Raw genomic sequence first — 21916 nt, 5'->3', positions numbered from 1 at the left:
ATCAGGCTTCCTCCTTATCAGTTACAAAATGGTGTTTACCGAGCCAGACCTCGCAGAGCTTCAGCCACTGCCGGCATTCCGCATTCTCAGGGGATAGGCCGAGCCCGTGGCGGCCCTCTTCAAAGATATGCAGCTCAAACGGAACTCCTGCGCCGGACAGGGCCGCGGCAAATTTCAGGCTGTTCTCCACAGGCACACTGGCATCGTCCGCAGTGGTCCAGATGAACGCAGGCGGGCTATACGCGTTAACCTGCCTGTCAGCAGAATGGGCCGCGATCTCCGCTTCGCTTGGATTTGTCCCCAGCATATTCCCGCGGCTGCCCATATGGGCATAAGGCTCTTCAAAGGTAATGACCGGGTATCCCAGAATCAGCAAGTCGGGTTTACGGTCCGGGGCAGCCGTAACTGCCGTTATGGCTGCGAGATGACCGCCCGCCGAGAAGCCGGTGAGCCCGACATGCCCGGGCCGGACGCTCCAATCCTTGGGCGTTTCCCGCACCCAGGCCAGTGCCTCCTCCACATCCTTGATCAGTGAAGCCGGTTCAATGTCCTGAGTCACGTACTTCAACACGCCGGCATGAATGCCGAGGCTATTCAGCCATAAGGCGACAGGCTCGCCCTCATGCTGAGCCAGATGATGATAGCCGCCGCCGGGCAGAACGAGGATAAACGGCCGCGCCTCCTGAACCGGAAGCGGATAAAGGGAAAGGATGGAGGCGCCGGAATTCTCCGGCACAGCTCCATCCCTGTCAAGACATACATGCAGCATGCTTGCTCCCCCTTACCTTATTCCGCAGCCGGGAAGCCGAAATATCCGGCGGCATTGTTATAGGAGATATCCTGAACCAGCTGTCCGAGCAGCGCTGTATCATCCGGTGCTTCGCCGCGCTCTACAAGCTCGCCGAGCAGTCCGCACAGCACGCGGCGGAAATACTCGTGGCGGGTATAGGAGAGGAAGCTGCGGGAGTCGGTCAGCATGCCGACAAAGTTGCCCAGCAGGCTGTTGTCAGCCAGCAGGGTCAGCTGCTCGCGCATGCCGTTTCGGGTGTCGTTGTACCACCAGCCGGAGCCGAGCTGCATTTTGCCGACAGTATCCTTTTGATAGCAGCCCATCAAAGCCAGCAGCGCCGGGTAATCCTTCGCATTCAGCGAATAGAGGATGGTCTTCGGCAGACCTGAACCGCATTCCGCCCGGTCAAGCAGACTGGACAGGCTTTCTGTGATGGACAGGTCATTAATGCCGTCATAGCCGGTATCCGGACCCAGCTTCTGGAACATTGGCGTGTTATTGTTGCGGTAAGCATGGATATGCAGCTGCATCGTCCAGTTATTGTCATGATAGAAGCCGATGAGCTTGGTGAGCAGCTCCGTACGATAGAGTGTAACCTCTTCGGCTGTCAGCTCGCCACCTTCAAGACGCTTTGCAAAGACAGCTTGTGCATCAGCATCCGTGCCGGCCCGGTAGCGCAGGACATCCAGCGCATGGTCAGACAGGCGGCAGCCATTTTCATGGAAGAAATCCACGCGGTTCTTCAGTGCTTCGAGCAGCTCAGCATAGCTGGTTACCGGCAGTCCGGCAGCCTTTTCCAGTGCTGCAATCCATACCGAGAAGCCCGGTGCATCAATGTTCAGCGCCTTATCAGGACGGAAGGTAGGGAACACGCTGAATTCCTTCTCGTTTTCTTTCAGCAGCTGGTGATATTCCAGCGAATCGGCCGGATCATCGGTAGTGCAGATTGTTTTAACACGGGAGCTGCGGATCAGTCCGCGGCGGGTGAATTCCGGCTGTGCCAGCTTGCGGTTAACCTCTTCCCAGATCGCCGGTGCTGTCTGCTCGTTCAGCGGCTCATTGATGCCGAAGAAGCGGCGCAGCTCCAGGTGGGTCCAGCTATAAAGCGGGTTGCCTACCGCCTTCGGCAACGTTCTGGCCCAGGCCAGAAACTTGTCGTAATCCGATGCATCGCCGGTAATATGCGATTCCGGTATGCCGTTCGCGCGCATCAGCCGCCATTTGTAGTGATCGCCGTACAGCCAGGCTGCAGTCAGGTTCTTGAACGGCTGGTCTTCATAGATTTCACGCGGATCAAGATGACAGTGGTAGTCGATAATCGGCATCTTGGCTGCATATTCATGAAAGAGCTGCCGGGCAGGTTCGGTGGTCAATAAAAAATCGTCGTTTAAAAACATGATGACGCTCCCTTTATAAGAAATTTAGGATAAGAGATTATAGCGTAACCCCGGTTTTGAAAATAGCCAGCTCCCGCACTTCATTTTGCTCATTGCGTGTTTTCTGGCCGCTTGCCACGGCAATGATATAAGAAATGAACTCTTCCAGCACCTCAGCCATCGGTACTTCCAGCAGGGGACCTGCGTTGAAGTCCATCCAGTGGCCTTTTTTGGCGAACAGCTCGTTGTTGGTTGCTACCTTAACTGTAGGCACGAAGCTGCCGAACGGCGTACCGCGGCCGGTGGTGAACAGTACCAGCTGGCAGTCGGAGGCGGCAAGAGCAGAAGCAGCCACCAGATCGTTACCCGGGGCCTGCAGCAGGCTGAGGCCTTTTTTGCGCAGCTTTACGCCATAATCCAGCACGTCAACGACTGGAGAAGTACCGGCCTTCTGGGTGCAGCCAAGTGATTTGTCTTCCAGTGTGCTGATACCGCCGGCTTTGTTACCCGGGGAAGGATTCTCATATACCGGCTCGCCGTAGGAGAGGAAGTACTGTTTAAAATTGTTGATCAGGGAGACGATATCCTCATAGACCTCGCGGCTTTCCGCGCGGGCCATCAGCATTTTCTCCGCGCCGAACATCTCCGGTACTTCCGTAAGAACCGAGGTTCCGCCCTGGGAAATGATGAAATCGGAGAAAGCGCCCAGCAGCGGGTTGGCCGTAATGCCGGAGAAGCCGTCAGAGCCGCCGCATTTCAGGCCGATGTTCAGCTCGCTGAGAGGAACGGGCTCACGCTTATCATCCTTCGCGGCATCATACAGCTCTTCCAGCAGCGCCAGTCCGGCCTCAACCTCATTGCCGACCTCCTGGGCAACCAGGAATTTAACCCGGCTCTCATCGTAATCACCGAGAATGCTGCGGAATTCGGAGACGATATTGTTCTCGCAGCCGAGGCCGAATACAAGCACGCCGCCGGCATTCGGATGATTCACGGCATCCAGCAGGATGCTGCGGGTCATGCGGTGGTCATCCCCCAGCTGGGAGCAGCCGTAAGGATGCTTCAGCACGGTAAGGTTATCGAAGCCGCCCAGGTCGGGGTGCTCCGCCTTGAACTCGGACAGCATCTGCTCAGCAATCCCGTTTACACAGCCTACGGTCGGGATAATGAACAGATCGTTGCGGATACCTACCTTGCCATTAACGCGGCGGTAGCCCTGGAAGGTCAGGTCGCGCTTCGGATAGGTGACCGGATGAAGCTCAGGCAAATAGTCGTACTCTTCTTCACCTACGAGATTGGTCTTGATGTTATGCGTGTGAATCCAGTCGCCGGCTGCGATAGGGGCAATCGCGTGCCCGATCGGATAACCGTATTTGGTAATGACGTCATTTTCGCTGAAGCTGGTCAGGGCGATCTTGTGCCCCTGGGGAATATCCTGGACTGCCTGCACGCTTACACCGTCGATCTCCAGCTGTTCACCGGCGGTAACCGGACGCAGGGCTACAGCCACCGTATCGCGGGGGTTCATTTTCATTAATCGTTTCATGCTGTCTGTCCCTCCTAAAATAGTTGTTATGATCTCAAGCAGGAGTGTATCCTGCCTTATTCTGAATCTTACGGACCGTAGAGCCCTTATTCGGCTTGAAAGTGTATATTCCGATGGCTAACGGACCGCAATGCGCTTATTTCTTCCTTTGTAGTCCGACGGTGGAGAAATGACCGCCAATAAGGGCGCTGGTGTCCGTTAGCCTGTCAAAAAATGAACTTTAGTGAAAATAAGAGCATCTCAGTCCGTTAGAGAGGATTAAAGTTTTTGGAACGGCAAAAACCGTTCTTTTAAATCCGGTACTCTATTAGTTCACAGCCTGCTGCAGCACTGCACGGCTGTCTGTACGGTCAAGCTCCTGCAGCTTCGCAGCAACAGCGTTAGTAAGCCCGGGCACCTGTGTCAGATCCTGACCCCACAGGCTCTCATCCGCAAGGATGGTCTGCACGAAGCTGTCCGGATTGCTCCAGGCTTTATCAAAGACTTCCAGTACCTCTGCGCCGTCTTGTCTGGCTACACGGTCTCCGCGGTAGCTGAGCAGCAGGGCGGCAAAGGCCAGCGTAGTCAGCTCAGGGAGCTGTCCGCGTTCCTGCTGATAGCGGAGCAGAACCGGCAGCAGACGGGACTTAAACTTGGAGATGCTGTTCAGGGAGATGGAGGCAAGCTCGTGACGGACGAACGGATTTCTGAACCGTTCCAGTACAGCAGCGGAGTAGGAGGACAGCTCTTCAGCAGGCAGATCCAGCATCGGGCTCAGTTCATCGTTCATCAGCTCCTGCACGAAGCGGAAGAAGGTCTCATCGTTCATTACATCCTCTACCGTTTCCAGACCAGCCATCATAGCCAGCGGAACCATAGCCGTGTGCGGACCGTTCAGCAGGTGAACCTTGCGCTCGCGGTAAGGTGTCATATCATCAGTCACGACTACGTTCAGACCTGCCTCAGCCAGCGGCAGCTTCTCGGCCAGCCAGGCCGGGCCTTCAATAACCCAGAACAGGAACGGCTCGGCGGTAACGATCAGATTGTCCTTATAGCCCAGATCCTCTTCCAGCTGAGCCGCCTTGTCGCGAGGATAACCAGGCACGATCCGGTCGACAAGACTGCAGCAGAAGGTGTTTTCTTCCACCAGCCATTTATTGAAATCCTCGCCCAGCTGCCACTCCGCAGCATACTGCTGTACAATCTGCAGCAGCTTTTCGCCGTTGCGGTCGATCAGCTCGCAAGGAATAATGATGAAGCCTTTTTTGCCGAGCTCAAAGCGTTTGTGCAGCAAGGCGGTCAGCTTGGCCGGAAAGCTCTTTGGAGGGGTATCATTCAGACTGTCGCCGGCACTGTAGGCAATGCCCGCTTCAGTAGTATTGGAAGTAATGAATTCCAGAGCATCGTCTTCTGCCAGAGCCAGGTAGGCCGCATAATCATCATAAGGGCTGATCACCCGGCTGACGCTCGTAATGATCTCACGTGAATTTACGGTCTGCTCCTGCATAATGCCGTTTAACAGCACCGTATACAGATTGTCCTGCTCTGCCATCAGTCCGCCGAGCCCCTGGCCGATCGGCTGAACGAGTACGGCGCTGCCGTTAAACAGCCCCTGGCTGTTCATCTGCTGCAGCTGCCAGTCTACAAAGGCACGCATAAAATTGCCTTCGCCGAACTGGATCATCCGTTCAGGATAGACGGGCAGGCCGGGCTGGGTGGTTCTGGATAGGCGGTTTGTCATGGTTTTCAACGTCTCCTTTAAATTTAAATAGATAAAGTTTAATAAATGCACACGTTAACATTTTTATCTGGAAGAAAAGGATCTGCCCTTCTGGATGAGAGGGGGATCCGATTCTGCAAGAACATAGAATTGCGGTGGTTAAACAGTTGAGATCCCAGCAGCCTCTACCGTATCGCGCACAACCAGTGATGTCTTGACGAACAGCTGCTGCGGCTTCGTATCCGGCTGCAGCAGCAGCTGGATCAGCATCTTTGTGCCCAGCTCACTGATATCTGCTATCGGCTTGCGTACAGTGGTCAAGGCAGGATTCGTATAACGCGCAAACATAATATCGTCGAAGCCGAGCAGGGAAATCTGCTGCGGAACGCTGATCTTATGGGCATAGCAGGCATTCATGGCCCCGATGGCCATATCGTCGTTAGAGCAGAAGACGGCGGCCGGAGGCTCCGGAAGGCTGAGCAGCCGGGACATGGCGGCATAACCGCTCTCAATGCTGTAATCCCCCTGCACAAAATAACCGGAATTAAGCGGAAGACGGTGGGCGATCAGACTGTCCATAAAGCCCTGCTTACGCTCGGTGGAGGACTTGAAGCCGGGTTTGCCTTCAATAATAGCCAGCTTCTGGTGCCCCTGCGAAACCACATAATCGATGGCTTCCCTGACCCCTTCGCGGTCATTGGCCACCACATTCATAATGCCGGGATCCTCCAGCTGGCGGTTCAGCACCACAAGCGGAATGCCCATGGTTTTGACATGGTAGATAAAAGCATTATCCTCATCGCTCTGGCTCATGACGAGAATACCGTCAAAGCGCTGCGGCTGAATGTTGCCGAAGTTACGCACCCCGTCAATCCCGTGAACGGTCAGATTGTAATTCTCATCCAGCGCATGGCTGATGCCCTTGATGGCATCCACCAGGAAGCTCGACGAGGTTCCCTGATCAATACTGGAGAAGAACAGCCCGATGGTGAAGGAGCGTTTGGTAACAAGGCTCTTCGCATTGTAATTGGGCACATAGTTCATCTCGGCTGCGATCCGTTCAATTTTGTCGCGGGTGACCTTCTTGATCAGCGGGCTGCCGTTCAGTGCTCTGGACACCGTAGTATGGGAGACGCCTGCAACACGTGCAATGTCTTTGATTGTTATCATATGCTCTCCCCGGAAAATGGAATTGTTAACGATTCCAGTGTATTCCTCAAACCCCGTCAAGTCAAGGGAATGTTAAAATGCACACGTTAAAATTTTTGTTGGCGCATTCATCAAGAAAGCGCTATAATCATCTTGTTTGTATGAGGCGGCCGGAAGGGTGCAGGATATAAAATCTGAGGAGGATATTGACCATGTGGGTAGGAAAAGAGGCCTTTTGTGATTACCGGACAATCCAGGAAGCGGTGGATGAGCTTGAGCGCCGGCCCTCGCAGGAGCATGAAACAATATATATTCTGGCTGGTGTGTACGAGGAATTGGTACGGATCTACCGGTCGGATCTGACGATTGCCGGCGTGGGTGATGTTACTATTACTAATAACCGCTATGCCCGGCAGCTGGATGAAACAGGTGAAGAGCAGGGCACCTTTGCCACCCCAACGCTGTTCCTGAACGGCAGCAGACTGGTAATCGAAAATCTGACTGTCGCCAATACAGCCGGGCAAGGGCCGGAAATAGGCCAGGCGCTGGCCCTCTATGCTCATTGCGACGAGACGGTATTCCGCAATTGTACATTTAAGGGGCATCAGGACACGATTTTTACCGGTCCGCTGCCTGCGGCGAACAAGCATGGCTTTGCCTTCGGCGGCATTCCGCTGCGTGAGCGGCATGAGCAGTGCCGCCAGCTGTACTCCCGGTGCTACATTGAAGGGACGGTGGATTTTATTTTTGGCGGGGCAACCGCTTATTTCGAGCATTGCGAAATTCGCAGCCTGCGCTCCACCCATGATGGCGTCGGTTATGTAACGGCAGCATCTACGCCTGAGAATCAGGCATACGGCTATGTATTCGAAGAGTGTCTGCTGACAGCCTCTGATGATGTCTCGGGCATCTATCTGGGGCGGCCATGGCGCAGCTATGCGGCAACGGCCTTTGTAAACTGCCGTTTGGGGGCACATATTCATCCTGCCGGCTGGGATAACTGGGGTAACCCGGCCAATGAAGCCACTGTCCGTTACAGCGAATATGCAGCGTCAGGCATAGGGGAGCTGCGGGGACAGCGTGTACCGTGGGCATATGTGGCAGGGGCAGGGGAAGCTGCCCCGGATAAAGCGCAGGTTTTTGCCGGGACGGAGTTCTACATGACCGGATGGTCGGATCAGACTAATAATATGAATTTAAGTGCATCAAAATGATAATGCTATTGAAATAGGTTGTCTATATTGTTTATGATAATACCTATGATGTTCATTAAATCTTGAGTAGGTAGATTATGAGTTTAAATGACAATATATTAATCAAGATTCGTGAAATGAGAGAAAGCTTTACTCCGGTTGAACGGATGGTCGGGGATTATATTCTGGAAAATAAGGAAGAGATCCCCCATTTATCCATTAAGGAATTGGCCCAATCGAGTAAAACGAGCGATGCTTCGGTCCTGCGATTCTGTAAAACGATGGGCTACAGCGGATACCGCAATTTTATTGTGAGTATATCTGCTTCTTTGGGTTCCCGTGATGAGGATTCAAAGGCCCAGTATACAGATATTCAGCCGGGTGATGATCTCTCAACCATTATTTCAAATATTTCATTGAATAACGTCAAGTCTATTGAGGACACACTCAGTGTCGTTGACCGGAAAGAGATTGCACGGGCGGTAGAAGTACTGTGTCATAGTAAGAGAATTGTTTTCTTTGGGATAGGGGCTTCAGGAATCGTATGTATGGACGGGGAACAGAAATTCTCACGGATTAACAAGATGTGTCATGCCTATACGGATGGTCATAGTCAGCTCACTGCAGCAACCTTACTCGGGAAAGATGATGTTGCCATTTTCATTTCTAACTCCGGGGCAACCAGTGATATTATTGATGCCCTGATCATTGCCCAAAAGAATAAAGCGACTTGTATTGCGATTACGAGATACAATAAAAGTGAGCTTGCAGTTCGGGCGGATATTGTTCTTAGTATATCTACACCTGAAATAACCATCCGCAGCGGTGCTATGGGCTCGCGTATTGCTATGCTGACGATTGTCGACATTTTATTTGCCGGTGTCGCAAGTGCAGAATATGAACAGGTGAAATCCTCATTAACCAAAACCCATAACATATTGAAGAAAAAGCTCAGATATTAGTCTCTCATAGAATGGATTTTAGTGAAGCATTGATCGATCATCGGTCAATGCTTTTTTTAGTATGCCCGGCTTTCTTCGGCTATGTCAGATTATCTACATAATAAAACCATGTGGGTTTAACCAGTCAAAGGTTTACTTGAAACCCTCTTATTGTAAGCGCTTTACAAATATGATATAACAGATTGTATAAGGTTATGAAATAAAAAACCGCAATAAAATTTACTTATAAAAATTTATTTCAAAATCTATTGACGGGTTACAGGATATATATTAGTATAAAAATTAATAAATGTATGGTATTCTAACATGCATTGTTAATTAATTGTGAGGTTACACTGACAAGAAGGAGGATGACTATGAACGACTACCTTGCGGGATTAACAACTGAGGCTGTAAATCCAGACACCCTGTTGATTGATGAATGTACCACAGAACAAATGGTCCAGTTAATGAATCAACAAGATGCTCTGGTCTCCGGGGCTATCGCTAAGGAAATTCCGCAGATTGCAAGGGCGGTAGATGTTCTGCACCACAGACTGTCTGCTGGTGGAAGAATGTTGTATATAGGAGCCGGCACATCAGGAAGATTGGGTGTTTTGGATGCTTCCGAATGTCCTCCTACCTTTGGTACCGATCCCTCCCTGGTACAGGGTTATATTGCTGGGGGTGATATCGCTTTACGAACTGCGGTTGAAGGCTGTGAAGACGATGCTGATGAAGGGATCGCATTAATTGAAAGCATAGGTGTCACAGACAAGGATGTCCTGATTGGCATTTCGGCAAGCGGCAGTGCAAAGTTTGTTATTGCAGCTTTAACGAAGGCAAAGGAGCTGGGAGCAGCAACGATCGGTGTGTGCAATAACAAAGGCTCGATGTTTGAACCTATTGTAGATATTTGTATTTCACCTGTTGTGGGGCCGGAGGTCATTAGCGGCTCGACCCGGTTAAAGGCAGGAACCGCACAAAAGCTGGTGCTTAACATGCTGACCACATGCACCATGGTCAAGTTAGGGAAAACGTATAACAACTTAATGGTGGATTTAAAGGCGAGCAACGTTAAGCTGGTGGATCGTTCAATCCGTATTATCATGAGTACTACGGATGTAGATGCTTCAACCGCCGCAGATACACTTGAAAAGGCAGGATTGAATTGTAAGCTGGCGATCATGATGATTAAAACGGGGTTAGATGCTAAGGCGGCAGGAGAGGCGCTTGATGCGAATGGCGGACAACTGAAACAGGCAATCTTATCATTTAATTAATGGCCAAGAAGTGAAATGAGACGATGGATGCTTTTGAAAATTAAGGAGGCTGCCTCAATGAAAAAAAGAAGTGTATCAACTCTGCTTTTGTCAGCAATCATGATGGTATCGTTGTTATCCGCTTGTGGAGGAAACGCAAATAACACTGCTGATTCCGGAAGTGCAGGCAACAGCGGCGGCGGTGTGAAGAAAGATACGATAACTGCATTATTGCCACCGGTATCGGCTAATTACCAGGCGCGTTTTGCAGATATGGAACAAGAATTTAATACACTGCATCCTAATTTGACTCTGAAAATCGAACCGGCGAGCTGGGAAGATATGACGCAAAAGCTTGATACTCAAGTAAATGCGGGCTCCCCTCCCGACATTGCCTGGATCGGTGCCTCCGGACTTTCAAAATATGCAGCGCTGAATGTACTGATCGACCTGAACACCGTACTATCTGATGAAATAAAGGCGGATTATGATGAAGTTCCAATGAAATATTTCCAGTTAGGTGACGCTCAATACGGCCTGCCGGCATATATGGAAATCCACACAATCGGCGGGAACAAACAATTCCTTGAAGAAGCCGGGATTGATTGGAAAAGTATTCAGCAAAACGGCTGGACCTATGAAGAGTTCCGGGATGCCATCTCAAAAGGCGTAGTGAAAAATGATAGCGGTGAAACTACCCGTTACGGTTTCGTGTTCGCCACATCCGGTGTGGCCTCTAAAGATTATCTGGCTATCCTTGCCAAAACGGCAGGTCTGCCGGATTACTTCGATAATGACCTGAAATACACATATACAAGCAAAAAATTCCTGGGTCTGCTGACAGCTATCCGTGAAATGGTCGACGATGGTTCTATGCCTAAAGAGTTGAGCTCCATCGATGCCGGCAAACGCTGGAATATGTTCCTGACCGGCCAGACGATGATCACGGGTAAAGGTTTATCTGCATTTGAAAACTCCGCCCGTCTGAACAATGAGAAGATTAAAGCGAACGATGGTTCGGCTGTTGCAGATTCAATTGAAGTGGACTACATTTCGCTTCCGGTCCCAACCTTCAACGGTGCCGATTATATTCCTACTTCCATAGTAGATGGTTACATCGCACTGCGTGGTAAAAAGGAGCCTTCTGAAGAACATATCAAAAATATCGCCTTGGCGATGAACTTCCTGTCCTCCGGTTCCATTGCTGCTAACTATAGTAACGAGCTCTTCCTGACACCTATTACAGAGTCCGGTCGTAAGGCAGAAGTGCTGGAACAATTTCCTCGGAACGAAGATAACGTTGCGGCAGGTCAAGCTATGATGGCCAAAGCGCTCCCGGCCCGTACAGATATTCCTACAGATCTGGCTGCAGAAGCCATTAAAATTGAAACAGAAGTGATTATTCCCAAACTGCAAGCCCTGCTTGCCGATGAAATTACCCCGCAGGAGATGTACGAGGCAGTTAAAGCAGCTGCCGTCAAATCCTTCGGTGAAGACGGTGTAGTAGTTGACTAGATTGTCTTAGAAAGGCATGCGAAAGCTGTACGTAACTGGAACGTACAGCTTTCCTTCTGGATCTAGTCAGCAGCTGGTATTTTTTGAAGAAGAGAGGTGCGGCCCAATGAATCAAATGTTGACCAAAAGAAAAAAGTTGAAGCTTGAAAGTGACTCTGGTTGGGGATACGCGTTTATCGCAGTAGCACTTATTGCGTTTTCTTTATTTACCGCCTATCCGGTAATCAATGCATTTATAATCAGCCTGCAGGAATACGGTCCATTGGGGTCCACTTACGTAGGTCTGGAGAACTTTGTTAATTCCTTTGCAGATGAACTGTTCTGGAAAGCGCTGAAAAATACATTAGTCTATACGCTGTTAACTGTTCCGTTTAATATTTTTCTGTCCTTCCTGATTGCCATTTTAATTATGCCTTTCAAGAAAAAGACACAGTCGATCTTTAAAGCGGTATATTATTTGCCTGCTGTAGCATCAGGTGTATCTCTTGCTGTTGTATGGCTGTGGATCTTCGATCCGTTAAAATCGGGTATTGCCAATCAGCTGGTGGGCCTTTTTGGTATCGATAATCAAAACTGGCTTGGTTCCAGCGCAACTTCCATGTTTTCACTGGTGTTAATGTCCTGGTTATCGAGTCATGGTACAGCCATTATTATCTACCTTGCGGCCTTGCTCGGTATTGATAACAGCTATTATGAAGCGGCAGACATTGACGGCGCAACTTTTTTGCAAAAGCTGTGGTTTATCGTCATCCCTTTCCTTAAGCCAACAACGCTATTCCTGCTGGTTACAGGGGTCATCGGTTCCTTCCAGGTGTTCCAGAATGCTTATCTGATGACCGGCGGCGGACCAGACCATGCAACAACCATGGTGGGATTGTTGATTTTTAACAATGCGTTCACATATTTCGAATTTGGTGAGGCGGCGGCCCAGTCCTTACTTCTGGCAGCGGTTATTGCTTTGATCTCATTCCTTCAATTTAAGTTTTTAGGTAAAGACATAGAATACTAGGAAAGGGGCAGAAACCTATGGGTTTGTATAACAATAACATAAAAAGCAATGGGTCTCTGTTCGCCCGTAATGGTCTGATCATTACGTGCCTTCTCCTGTTTGCCGCAGCGACCATTTTCCCGATATACTTTATGATTATTTCCTCGTTCGGCGATCCGGTGGAAGCCGGTGCAATGAGCTATTCGATCCTCCCGTCGAAAATTTCTTTTGAGTCCTATAAATTCTTTTTTAACTTCAGCTCCCATTCCTGGGACTGGTTAATCAATTCCTTTATCGTAGCAGCCTGTATTACGGTGTCTAATGTATTTTTCGCTACGCTGGCAGGCTATGCTTTTGCCAAAATGAGATTTAAAGGAAAAGGGATTTTGTTTGCTATCCTGCTGGGGTCTATGATGATCCCAACACAGGTAACACAGGTTCCGCTGTATATATTGATCGTAAATGTTTTTGAATTGCAAAATACGTATACAGCATTAATTATGCCAAGCTTAGTGACCGTGTATAACATATTCCTGGTTAAGCAGTTCATGTCTTCCATTCCGGTTGAAATTATTGAGGCTGCGAAAATCGAGGGTTGCTCTCAACCCAAAATCTTTTGGCATATCATTATGCCTTTATCCAAAACCGTTATGGCAGTATTGGCGATTCTGACGTTTATGGCAGCATGGAATGACTTCTTCTGGCCGTTTCTGGTCACCAATACGATGGACATGCAGACGATTCAGGTGGGCCTCAAAAACTTCCGCTTTGCCAATACCACTTACTTTGCGCCTATGATGGCCGGTGCAACCATTTCTGCTGTTCCGATGTTTATTTTGTTCTTCAGCCTGCAAAAGTATTTCCTTGAAGGGGTGGCTGTCGGAGCGGTGAAAGGGTAATGGGCAGCACGTCGAAAGTCGATGTAACTTACCTGGTCGGCCTGATGTCCGGCACATCGGTAGACGGTATTGATGCGGCGGCAATTAAACTGTCACCTTCGCCGGAAAAAGAGTTTGGGATCGAGGCGGAAGTATTGGCTTTTGAGAACACTCCGTTTCCGGCGCATGTCAGGAGTAAGATATTTGAGCTGTTTGATCCATCCAACGCAACGGTTGATAAGGTAGGCGCAATGAACATGTGGCTGGGCGAATTGTACGCCCAGGCTGCAATGTCTGTAATCGGAAAGTGCGGACTTACGCCATCACAAATATTTGCGATAGGATCACATGGCCAAACGATCTACCATGCTCCGGAAGAGAAGATTATGGACGGCTATAACCTGCATTGTACAGTTCAAATTGGCGAAAGTGCAGTTATAGCGAATCGTACAGGCATTCCGTGCATATCAGACTTTAGAGTCGCTGATATGGCAGTGGGTGGACAAGGAGCGCCTTTGGTGCCTTTTACTGAATATTTATTGTTTAACCATCCGGAGAAAACATCGCTTCTGCAGAATATTGGAGGAATAGGAAATGTGACTGTTCTTCCTGCAAATGCTTCTCCGGAAGAGGTATATGCTTACGATACAGGGCCGGGAAATATGATTATCGATGGCCTTGTATCCCGATTATTTGCGCCAATGACAATGGATACCGGCGGTGAAATTGCTGCGGGCGGCCAGGTCATTGATGAGCTTTTGAAATGGATGCAGCAGGATGAATATTATACGATGCCTCTACCAAAATCGACGGGGAGAGAACGGTTTGGAGAGCAATATGCTGCACAGATGATTCAGTTAATGGAGGCGAATAACTGGAAAGCCGAGGATGTTATTGCTACGGCTACACGCTTAACGGCCTGGAGCATTGCCGACAGCTATGAACGGTATATTGCACCGAAGCATCAGGCTCAGCAATTGTTGATTGGCGGCGGCGGGAGTTATAACCAAACTTTATTGCGGGATTTGCGGCAATTATTTGCACCCTATGGAGTACAGGTGCTGACACAGGAGGATATTGGCAGTAACAGTGATGCCAAAGAAGCCGTTGCTTTTGCGGTGCTGGCTTATCATACGATGAAGCAGCTGCCGAACAATGTTACACAAGTAACCGGGGCTTCCCGGCCGGTAGTCATGGGCAAAATTGCTTGGCCCTATCCGCAGCCTGGGAGGTTCGAATAATGCAAATCAGGCTTTTCTCCATGGAAGATCTTTCTGCAGTTGTGGCGCTCTGGAACCGGCAGGCTACCCAATATGATTACAAGCCGTTTACCGAACGGGAATTTCAGGACACATTCATTAATCATCCTTATTTCGATGCGGAGTGTATATGGGTAGGCTGCAATGAAAAAGGCGTAGCTGGTTTTGCAGCCGGCTGCAGCGGGGAGAATCTCCCGCTTGGCGATGTGGCCGGTTATATTACGTGCGTTATTATAGATTCCGAGGCCGCTTCTATGGAACTGTACGACGCCTTTGTGCGGCGTTTGGAAGCAAGATTCCGCCAGCTTGGGAAAGGACAGGCGGAAGTACTGTTCTTTAACCCTGTGAAGCTGAAATGGAATATTCCAAGTGCGCCGCAGCATGAACACAATAATGCCCCGGGCATTAGTAAGGACCAGCCATTATATGCTGCTTTAATCGCCAGAGGGTATATAGACCGGGCGACACAATGCGGTATGTACCTGAAGCTGGGGAATTTCAGTATTCCTGAAGATATTGCAGGCAAAGAAAGAAAAGCAAACCGAGAAGGCTATCGGGTTACTCCTTATGTCCCTGCCGTTCATAAAGGGCTTGAATCCATGCTTGCTGCCCTGCAGAATCCGCAGTGGGAACAGGATGTAGCGGCTTATGTGAGGGATGGCGAACCTCTTGTGGCGGCTGTGTATGGCGATGAGGTTGTTGGTTTTGCAGGTCCCATTATTGTAGAGCCGGATGGCCGGGGCTTTTTTTGCGGAATCGGGGTGCACCCGGAGCATGAGGGTCATGGTCTCGGCAGTGTATTGTTTTTCCGGATGGTCGAAGCTTTTCAAAATGCGGGCTGTCAATATATCTCTTTATTTACTGGCAGTAATAACCCGGCTCTTCGAATCTATCAAAAAGCAGGATTTCATGTTGAAAAACAATTTTCCATATTGCGGAGGGAGCTATAAGGATGGGCGGAAAGTTAACAGTATTAGCGATTGGAGCACATGTCGGCGATGTGGAATTGGCATCCGGCGGTGTGCTGGCCAGCCATAGCTTGAAGGGAGACCGTATAGTAACACTGGCGTTAACTCCAGGTGAAAGAGGCGTGCCGGCAGGGCAGGAGATGAATGAGTACCGTAAGCAAAAAGTGAAAGAGGCGGAAAGCTTTGCCGCTATGCTGGGCGGTGAGGCTGTTGTATTTGATTATTGTGACGGAGAGCTGCCTGACCATCAGCAGATTCGTATGGAAGTCTGCGATGTTATCCGGCGCGTGAAGCCCGACATTATCATAACTCATTGGAAAAACAGCATGCATAAGGATCATGCACTGACCCATCATATCGTGGGCGATGCAAGATTCTTCGCAAGCCTGTCCTCCTTTGAGCGTGAGCTTCCCGCCCACTTTGCAGCCAAGCTGTACTATTCGGAAAACTGGGAAGATGCCGTGGACTTTGTCCCTTACGTATATGTGGATTTTGATCAGGCGGCCTATGACTTATGGATTGAGGCTTTAAGCCGGCATTGGTTTGTGACGAACAGCAAATCTTTTAAATATATGGATTACTATAAAGCATTGGCGGTTGTCCGGGGCTGTGAAGCTAGAAAAACGTATGCCGAAGCCTTCATGGTGCCTGCTGAGACGATGAAGATCAGACAGCCGGGTCTTGCGTAGCATGGTGTTAAACGGGATCGACTCTATTGCAAAGTATCCTCACTTGTTTGAAGGCAAGCGTGTGGGGTTAATTACTGCGCCGACAGGGCTCACCAAAGACTTTAGATCAACCATTACGATATTGCATGAACGTTGTAATCTTACTGCAATGTTCTCGCCTGAACATGGGGTTCGCGGAGATTTGGACGCAGGAGCATTAGTAGAGACGTATACGGACCCTTATACCAACGTTCCGGTCTACAGCCTGTACCGGAAAGATTCCAAACGTTTAACAAAGGAAATGCTGGAGAAGGTAGATATCCTTGTGTATGATATCCAGGATATTGGTGTGCGGTATTATACCTTCATATATACGATGCTGTATGCCCTTGAGGATTGTGCTGCAGCCGGCGTGGAATTTGTTGTTCTCGACCGGGTGAATCCGCTTAACGGGGTGAACGTGGAAGGGAATATCTTAAAGCCAGGCTTCAAATCCTTTGTCGGGAATTATGAGCTGGCTGTCCGGTACGGCCTGACCGCAGGTGAAGTGGCTATCATGGCAAATGATCAAATGAACTGGAAGGCGTCGCTTCATATCGTGCGCCTGGAAGGCTGGGAACGGAGCATGTCTTTCCCGGATACTGCCTTAACTTGGGTTCATCCTTCACTTGGAATCCCGCGGTATGAAACAGCATTGTTATACACAGGCACATGTTTATTTGAAGGTACTAACTGCTCCGAAGGACGGGGTACAACGTTCCCCTTTGAAATGATCGGGGCCCCCTTCATTCAGGCAAAGCAGCTGGCAGAGGAGATGAATGCCTGCCTGATTCCAGGCGTGTATTTCCGTCCGGTTCATTTCAAGCCAACGTCATCCAAGCATTCAGGGGAGCTATGCGGCGGAGTACAAATATATATTACAGATCCTCAAGTGATGAAGCCGTTAGAAGTTGGCGTAACCTTATTATTTACGATAAGAGATTTGTATGAGCAATTCGCATTTCTGCCTCCTGTGAAGGAGGGCTCACGCCCGTTTATTGATTTGCTGGGCGGAAGCGGCGTATATCGTACGAAAGATATTCAGGCAAAGCAGCTGCTCGAACAGTTTGCAGAGGAAAGCAGGCAATTTGCGGAAATGAAAAAGCAATACCATTTATATCACTAGCGGATGGTGAGCGATGAATGAAAACGATAGAACAAATGAGCTTACGCGAGAAAATCGGGCAAATGTTCGTAACAGGCTTCCCGTCAACGGAGATATCCCCCGAGCTGAAGGAAGTCATTGAGCAGTATAAAGTCGGCAATATTATTTTATTCTCACATAATATCAGCAATAAATATCAATTAGGCGGGCTTGTAGCTGAGCTGCAGCAATGGTTCACCGCACATACAGGCATCCCGGGCTTTATTACGATTGACCAGGAGGGCGGCCGGGTTACCCGAATGCCCAAGGATGCAACGAATGTAGCCGGAGCCATGGCGATTGCTTCTTCAGGACGCCCTGAAAATGCTTATGCAGCAGGCAGAATTACCGCCAGGGAATTAAAAGCATTAGGTATTAATTTCAATCTTGCGCCCGTGATGGACGTGAACAATAATGCTTTGAATCCGGTGATCAACGTTCGCTCTTACGGGGATTCCGCTGAGACAGTAGCGCAGTACGGGATTCAAATGATGAAAGGCTTACTCGATGGGGGTGTAATGTCCTCGCTGAAGCATTTTCCGGGTCATGGGGATACCCATGTCGATTCGCATATTGGCTTGCCTGTGATTAATAAAACGGCTGAGGAATTAGAGCAGCTTGAACTGCTGCCGTTTAAGGCCGCAATCGGGCAAGGTGCACAGGCCATCATGAGTGCGCATATCTTGTTTCCGCAAATCGACAAGTCCGGCGTGCCGGGAACGATGTCTTATACGATTATTACAGAGCTGCTCAAAAAGAAATTGGGATTTAACGGACTGATTGTATCCGATTGTCTGGAAATGGATGCGATTAAACGTTACTACGGGACAGCAAAAGGCGCCTTGCAAGCCATTAAAGCAGGGATTGATCTGGTGTTCATCAGTCACACGCCTGCAGCGGTTAAAGAAGCGGTTCATTTAATAGAAGAAGCTGTAGCGGCCGGTGATTTAGATGAAGCTTTTATTGATGCAGCTGTGGCCAAAATTTTAGCCTATAAAGCCCGGTATGCGGTTATTGAGGAGCCGGATTACGGGGTGGTGGGCTGCGGGGTTCACCGCCGGGCGAATGAGCTGATGCGGACCGAAACCATTTGCCGTATAAAAGGTGAATTCGAGCCTGTTCAAACAGGTGATAAGCAGGTATTATTTATGGGCTCCCATTCCTACCGGACCGATCTTGCCTCCAGCAGCGTGAATCAAGAGCTTAGCTTTCCCCAATATATGGGTGAGTATTTTGATGCAGCGTATGAGATGATCAGCATTGATCCGGGCGAGGAGCAAATGAACACTGCGCTGCAAAAGGCTGAAGGGTACAAGCATGTTGTAATCGGGCTGTTCAATGCGCGTGAAAATAAAGGTCAGCTGGCGCTTGTACAGAAGCTTTTGACAGCAGACTGTAAAGTAACGGCAATTACGTTAGGTCGGCCTTATGATTTGTCATTAATCGAAGGTGAGTTCTGCGGCCTTACGGCATTTGAATATTCTCCGGAGGCATTCAAATCCCTTATTCCCATCCTGAATGGTGAGGTAACACCGGCTGCCAGCATTACGATTCAGCTTTAGGGGGATATAAGTATGTCGTTTATTGTTGGAATTGACGGGGGCGGCACCAAGACAGCCGTTACCGTTGCACATGGCGATACTGAAGAGGTTTTACTAACCTTTACTGTAGGGCCTATTAATTATAACGGCGGTGACGCCGAGGCTATTGCAGCCTCTTTTGAGGAGATTTTTAATCGGACGAAGCTCTGCTGCACCCATTTAGAGGAAGTTACTCATGTATGTATAGGAGCGGCAGGAGTAAGCAATCCGGTAGTCGCTCGTTTTTTGGAGAAGCAGGTGAGAGATAACGGTTATATGGGCCCTTTAACGATTACCGGTGATCAGGAAACGGCATTGTATGGAGCGCAAAATGCGATGCAGGGCATTATTCTTATTGCCGGAACAGGCTCTATTTGCTTCGGGGTTAATCATAAGGGAGGACGGCATCGCACAGGAGGCTTTGGCCATCTGATTGATGATGAGGGAAGCGGATATAGCATTGGGCGTGACCTCCTGTCCGTACTGGTTCAGGCAGAGGACGGAAGAATAGCGGATACGATCATCCCTGCGCTGGTATACGAGCGGCTTGGACTTGGCACTGTACAAGAAGTTATCGGCTTTGTCTATCACAAAAACACAACGAAAAAAGATATCGCAGAGCTCGCCCCGGTTATGACGAAGGCCTGCGAGTTGGGTGACGCCCGGGCGCTAAAGCTTGCGGAGCAATGCGCAGCCAGTCTGCTGGAGCTTGTGGTGCCTGTTATTGAGCGGCTGGAATTACATGAAAGCCCGATTGCAACGGCTGGAAGTGTGCTGCAGAAGTCCCGTTTTGTAAGAGAGGCATTAGAGCGGAAGCTTGCCCAAAGCTACCCGCAGACAAAGCTGATTATGCCTGTTAACAATGCAGCCTATGGTGCTGTTTTGCTCGGAAAATCAAAAGCGATCAACGGGTAATCACTGGTATGAAGCAAAAGAAGGGTGTGTCATAAGTCCGGCTATTTTGGACTTGCGGCACACCCTTTTTTATAAGAATTTATATGTTGCATGACATCAATAATCCTTCTATTTCTCGCAGAAACGGTTTAAAACTTGTCGGTCAAATAAAACACAGCCTGCTGTTTCGGGAACAGGGCCCGCAAAATATCGGCATGTTCAGCAGCTTCTTCGACGGCGCCTTCCGCCGGATAGCCGAATATCATATAAGTGATCAGATTCCGTTCATCCACATCTATCGATACATAGGAACCGGCAGGAATATCCTCTGAAACGGAGAGCCGCTGGTGACGGTAATCAAGACAGATCCGCTCCTCTCCGCATTTCAGCGCTATGCATAGCTCTTGATTTGCCGTCCGATCATTATCATTAAGGCGGCGCTCCAATTCAGGCTGAAGCTTATGGAATGTAGAATGCAGGTTGATCATTTTCCACATCGCTATATGGATTTCTACGGGTTGTGCCTGATGCTGCTGATAATAGGAATATAGCTTATGATCCTCCGGCAGCATTGCTAAGATTTGCCTGGCCTTCGGGCGGAGCCGGCATAATGCATGAAACAAGTATTCAACCCCGTCCGCCGCTTCATCCAAGTAGATAAATTCGTTGATAAATACCTGTTCGGTGTCCTTTTTTTCAATAATGCCGTAAGCTACAATTTTATTGTTTTGCTGAAGCAGCAGACAGTCAGCCTTTTTCCATTCCGGCCAATGGATCAGATCCTCCCAGTAGGTTTCATTACGCACTACGGTGTAGGTGCGGTTTTGATTAAAACGATCATAGATACAGCGGATATCATTAAGATAGCGGGAATCAAAAGGAATAATGGTGTAACCGTCCGGCTGCTCACCACCCGGCTGCTTCTCAACAGCGTAAGCAGTCTCGGGAACAAGTCTCCAGCCGACCTTCTCATAAAATGCGTGCTTACTGGCCAAAAGTAAACTTATATCATAACCGGTTTCTCTCATATAGTCCGTTTGTGCAGCAAGAATTTTGTGAGTAAGTCCCATGCCGCGGTAACTCGGATCTGCAGCGACGCTGCCCATTGCACCCGCCTGCAAGACCGCTTGGCCGACTCTGACAGAGAGCGGAAAGATTTGAACATTGGCAGCGATCTTGCCGTCGACCGTCGCAAACCATGTAGTATCCGGATCGTATGCGCTGTCGAGGTCTAGTCTTTCCTGAAAAAAAGTCCGACCTACGGAAAAACATTCATCCAAAATATCGTAAATCTTCTCAAGCTGATCTCTGGTAGGACGGTTCGTTACCGTGATCGTTCTGTCTGAAGCTGTCGTCATCTTTCATTTCCTCCTGCGTGGCCACGAATTTAGTTAGACTGACGGGCGCGTAATGATGAAATTTATTATCATAATATGATCTTAATGGTGAAAATATTTTTCGTCAACGTTGCACCTTCTACGAATTGAAGCAGCTTCAGACATAGGCGGGGCGGCTGTACACAAACAACCCAAAAAGCGGATGCATGCTGAGCGTGCGTCCGCTTTTTTTTGCCAACTGGAATACTGCTTCTTCTATCTGATCCATCAGCGCCAGAATTATATCCGCCTGTGGAAAAAGAAGGAAATTCAGCCCGGCGGGAGAAATAGTGTATCTGATGTCCTATGCCCGGTTATGCTGAAATTTGGTTATTCCCCGGTCATAATGCGACACCGTGCCGTCAAAGCGTTTGACCCGCACATAATCCTCGGAGAATTTTTCAATAATGCCGTAGCCGACCTGGGAATACATTCCGTCAGGGTCAAGCTGCAGTGCGGACACAAAGGTCTGCGACATGGCGGCAACAAAAAAATCAATGTTTTTGACAAGCGGCTTTGGCATCGTCACGGCCCTCCGTATCCTTTTCGCTCCAAATGCTTTTCAACTATTTTACGACAGCAGACGCGTTTTGAAAACAGGTTTAATTTGCAAAAATGATGAAAGCAGGTCATTAGCAGAAGGAGGCGATT

The 21916-nt window shown here is 49.2% G+C and carries 19 protein-coding genes; 12 read left to right on the top strand and 7 right to left on the bottom strand.

Features of this window, described 5'->3' with window-relative positions:
• Position 1 precedes the first annotated feature (1 nt).
• The 5 genes from NST84_RS20975 to NST84_RS20955 form a co-directional block, all read right to left on the bottom strand.
• Positions 2-769 carry an alpha/beta hydrolase gene (locus NST84_RS20975; protein WP_342562089.1) on the bottom strand — a complete coding sequence of 256 codons (768 nt, stop codon included), beginning with the start codon at positions 767-769 and terminating at the stop codon, positions 2-4.
• 17 nt (positions 770-786) lie between these two features.
• Positions 787-2187 carry a glucuronate isomerase gene (gene uxaC / locus NST84_RS20970; RefSeq protein WP_342562088.1) on the bottom strand — a complete coding sequence of 467 codons (1401 nt, stop codon included), beginning with the start codon at positions 2185-2187 and terminating at the stop codon, positions 787-789.
• Between the two features lie 37 nt (positions 2188-2224).
• Complete coding sequence (locus NST84_RS20965) at positions 2225-3712, bottom strand: altronate dehydratase family protein (RefSeq protein ID WP_342562087.1); 1488 nt, start codon at positions 3710-3712, stop codon at positions 2225-2227.
• Between the two features lie 307 nt (positions 3713-4019).
• Positions 4020-5432, bottom strand: a complete 1413-nt coding sequence (locus tag NST84_RS20960) for a tagaturonate reductase (protein WP_342562086.1) — start codon at positions 5430-5432, stop codon at positions 4020-4022.
• Positions 5433-5570: 138 nt separating this feature from the next.
• Positions 5571-6581 (bottom strand): LacI family DNA-binding transcriptional regulator, encoded by a 1011-nt coding sequence (locus tag NST84_RS20955; protein ID WP_342562085.1) that lies wholly within the window; start codon positions 6579-6581, stop codon positions 5571-5573.
• A 191-nt stretch (positions 6582-6772) separates the two neighbouring features.
• Here NST84_RS20955 and NST84_RS20950 point away from each other — a divergent pair, with 191 nt between their 5' ends.
• From NST84_RS20950 to NST84_RS20895, 12 genes are all read left to right on the top strand, one after another.
• Positions 6773-7774 (top strand): pectinesterase family protein, encoded by a 1002-nt coding sequence (locus NST84_RS20950; RefSeq protein ID WP_342562084.1) that lies wholly within the window; start codon positions 6773-6775, stop codon positions 7772-7774.
• 77 nt (positions 7775-7851) lie between these two features.
• On the top strand, positions 7852-8715 hold the full coding sequence (locus NST84_RS20945) for a MurR/RpiR family transcriptional regulator (RefSeq protein ID WP_342562083.1): 864 nt from the start codon (positions 7852-7854) through the stop codon (positions 8713-8715).
• Between the two features lie 356 nt (positions 8716-9071).
• Entirely contained in the window at positions 9072-9977 is a 906-nt protein-coding gene (gene murQ / locus NST84_RS20940) for an N-acetylmuramic acid 6-phosphate etherase (RefSeq protein WP_342562082.1), read from the top strand.
• A gap of 57 nt (positions 9978-10034) precedes the next feature.
• Entirely contained in the window at positions 10035-11471 is a 1437-nt protein-coding gene (locus NST84_RS20935; RefSeq protein WP_342562081.1) for an extracellular solute-binding protein, read from the top strand.
• Positions 11472-11577: 106 nt separating this feature from the next.
• On the top strand, positions 11578-12480 hold the full coding sequence (locus NST84_RS20930; RefSeq protein ID WP_221798450.1) for a sugar ABC transporter permease: 903 nt from the start codon (positions 11578-11580) through the stop codon (positions 12478-12480).
• 17 nt (positions 12481-12497) lie between these two features.
• Positions 12498-13358, top strand: coding sequence for a carbohydrate ABC transporter permease (locus tag NST84_RS20925; protein WP_090712869.1), 861 nt, complete (start codon positions 12498-12500; stop codon positions 13356-13358).
• The gene (locus tag NST84_RS20920; protein ID WP_342562080.1) at positions 13358-14578 is read left to right on the top strand and encodes an anhydro-N-acetylmuramic acid kinase; all 1221 of its coding nucleotides are present in this window, start codon (positions 13358-13360) and stop codon (positions 14576-14578) included. The genes NST84_RS20925 and NST84_RS20920 overlap by 1 nt, the downstream gene beginning before the upstream one ends.
• A complete protein-coding gene (locus tag NST84_RS20915; protein WP_342562079.1) occupies positions 14578-15546 on the top strand; it encodes a GNAT family N-acetyltransferase in 969 nt (322 codons plus the stop codon). Before NST84_RS20920 ends, NST84_RS20915 begins: the two co-directional genes overlap by 1 nt.
• A gap of 2 nt (positions 15547-15548) precedes the next feature.
• Positions 15549-16253 carry a PIG-L family deacetylase gene (locus NST84_RS20910; protein WP_342562078.1) on the top strand — a complete coding sequence of 235 codons (705 nt, stop codon included), beginning with the start codon at positions 15549-15551 and terminating at the stop codon, positions 16251-16253.
• 1 nt (position 16254) lies between these two features.
• Positions 16255-17397, top strand: coding sequence for a DUF1343 domain-containing protein (locus NST84_RS20905; RefSeq protein WP_342562077.1), 1143 nt, complete (start codon positions 16255-16257; stop codon positions 17395-17397).
• A gap of 35 nt (positions 17398-17432) precedes the next feature.
• Positions 17433-18977 carry a glycoside hydrolase family 3 protein gene (locus NST84_RS20900; RefSeq protein ID WP_342562076.1) on the top strand — a complete coding sequence of 515 codons (1545 nt, stop codon included), beginning with the start codon at positions 17433-17435 and terminating at the stop codon, positions 18975-18977.
• A gap of 12 nt (positions 18978-18989) precedes the next feature.
• Positions 18990-19910 carry a BadF/BadG/BcrA/BcrD ATPase family protein gene (locus tag NST84_RS20895; RefSeq protein WP_342562075.1) on the top strand — a complete coding sequence of 307 codons (921 nt, stop codon included), beginning with the start codon at positions 18990-18992 and terminating at the stop codon, positions 19908-19910.
• 128 nt (positions 19911-20038) lie between these two features.
• Here the strand turns inward: NST84_RS20895 and NST84_RS20890 are convergent, their stop codons facing one another.
• Together NST84_RS20890 and NST84_RS20885 are read right to left on the bottom strand one after the other, a co-directional pair.
• A complete protein-coding gene (locus NST84_RS20890) occupies positions 20039-21247 on the bottom strand; it encodes a GNAT family N-acetyltransferase (RefSeq protein WP_342562074.1) in 1209 nt (402 codons plus the stop codon).
• Between the two features lie 322 nt (positions 21248-21569).
• A complete protein-coding gene (locus tag NST84_RS20885) occupies positions 21570-21788 on the bottom strand; it encodes a hypothetical protein (RefSeq protein ID WP_090712840.1) in 219 nt (72 codons plus the stop codon).
• Between the last annotated feature and the right edge of the window lie 128 nt (positions 21789-21916).

The organism is Paenibacillus sp. FSL R7-0345 (genome assembly GCF_038595055.1).
In the GTDB taxonomy this organism is placed as follows: Bacteria; Bacillota; Bacilli; order Paenibacillales; family Paenibacillaceae; genus Paenibacillus_AQ.
This window is presented reverse-complemented; position numbering and strand designations above follow the sequence as displayed.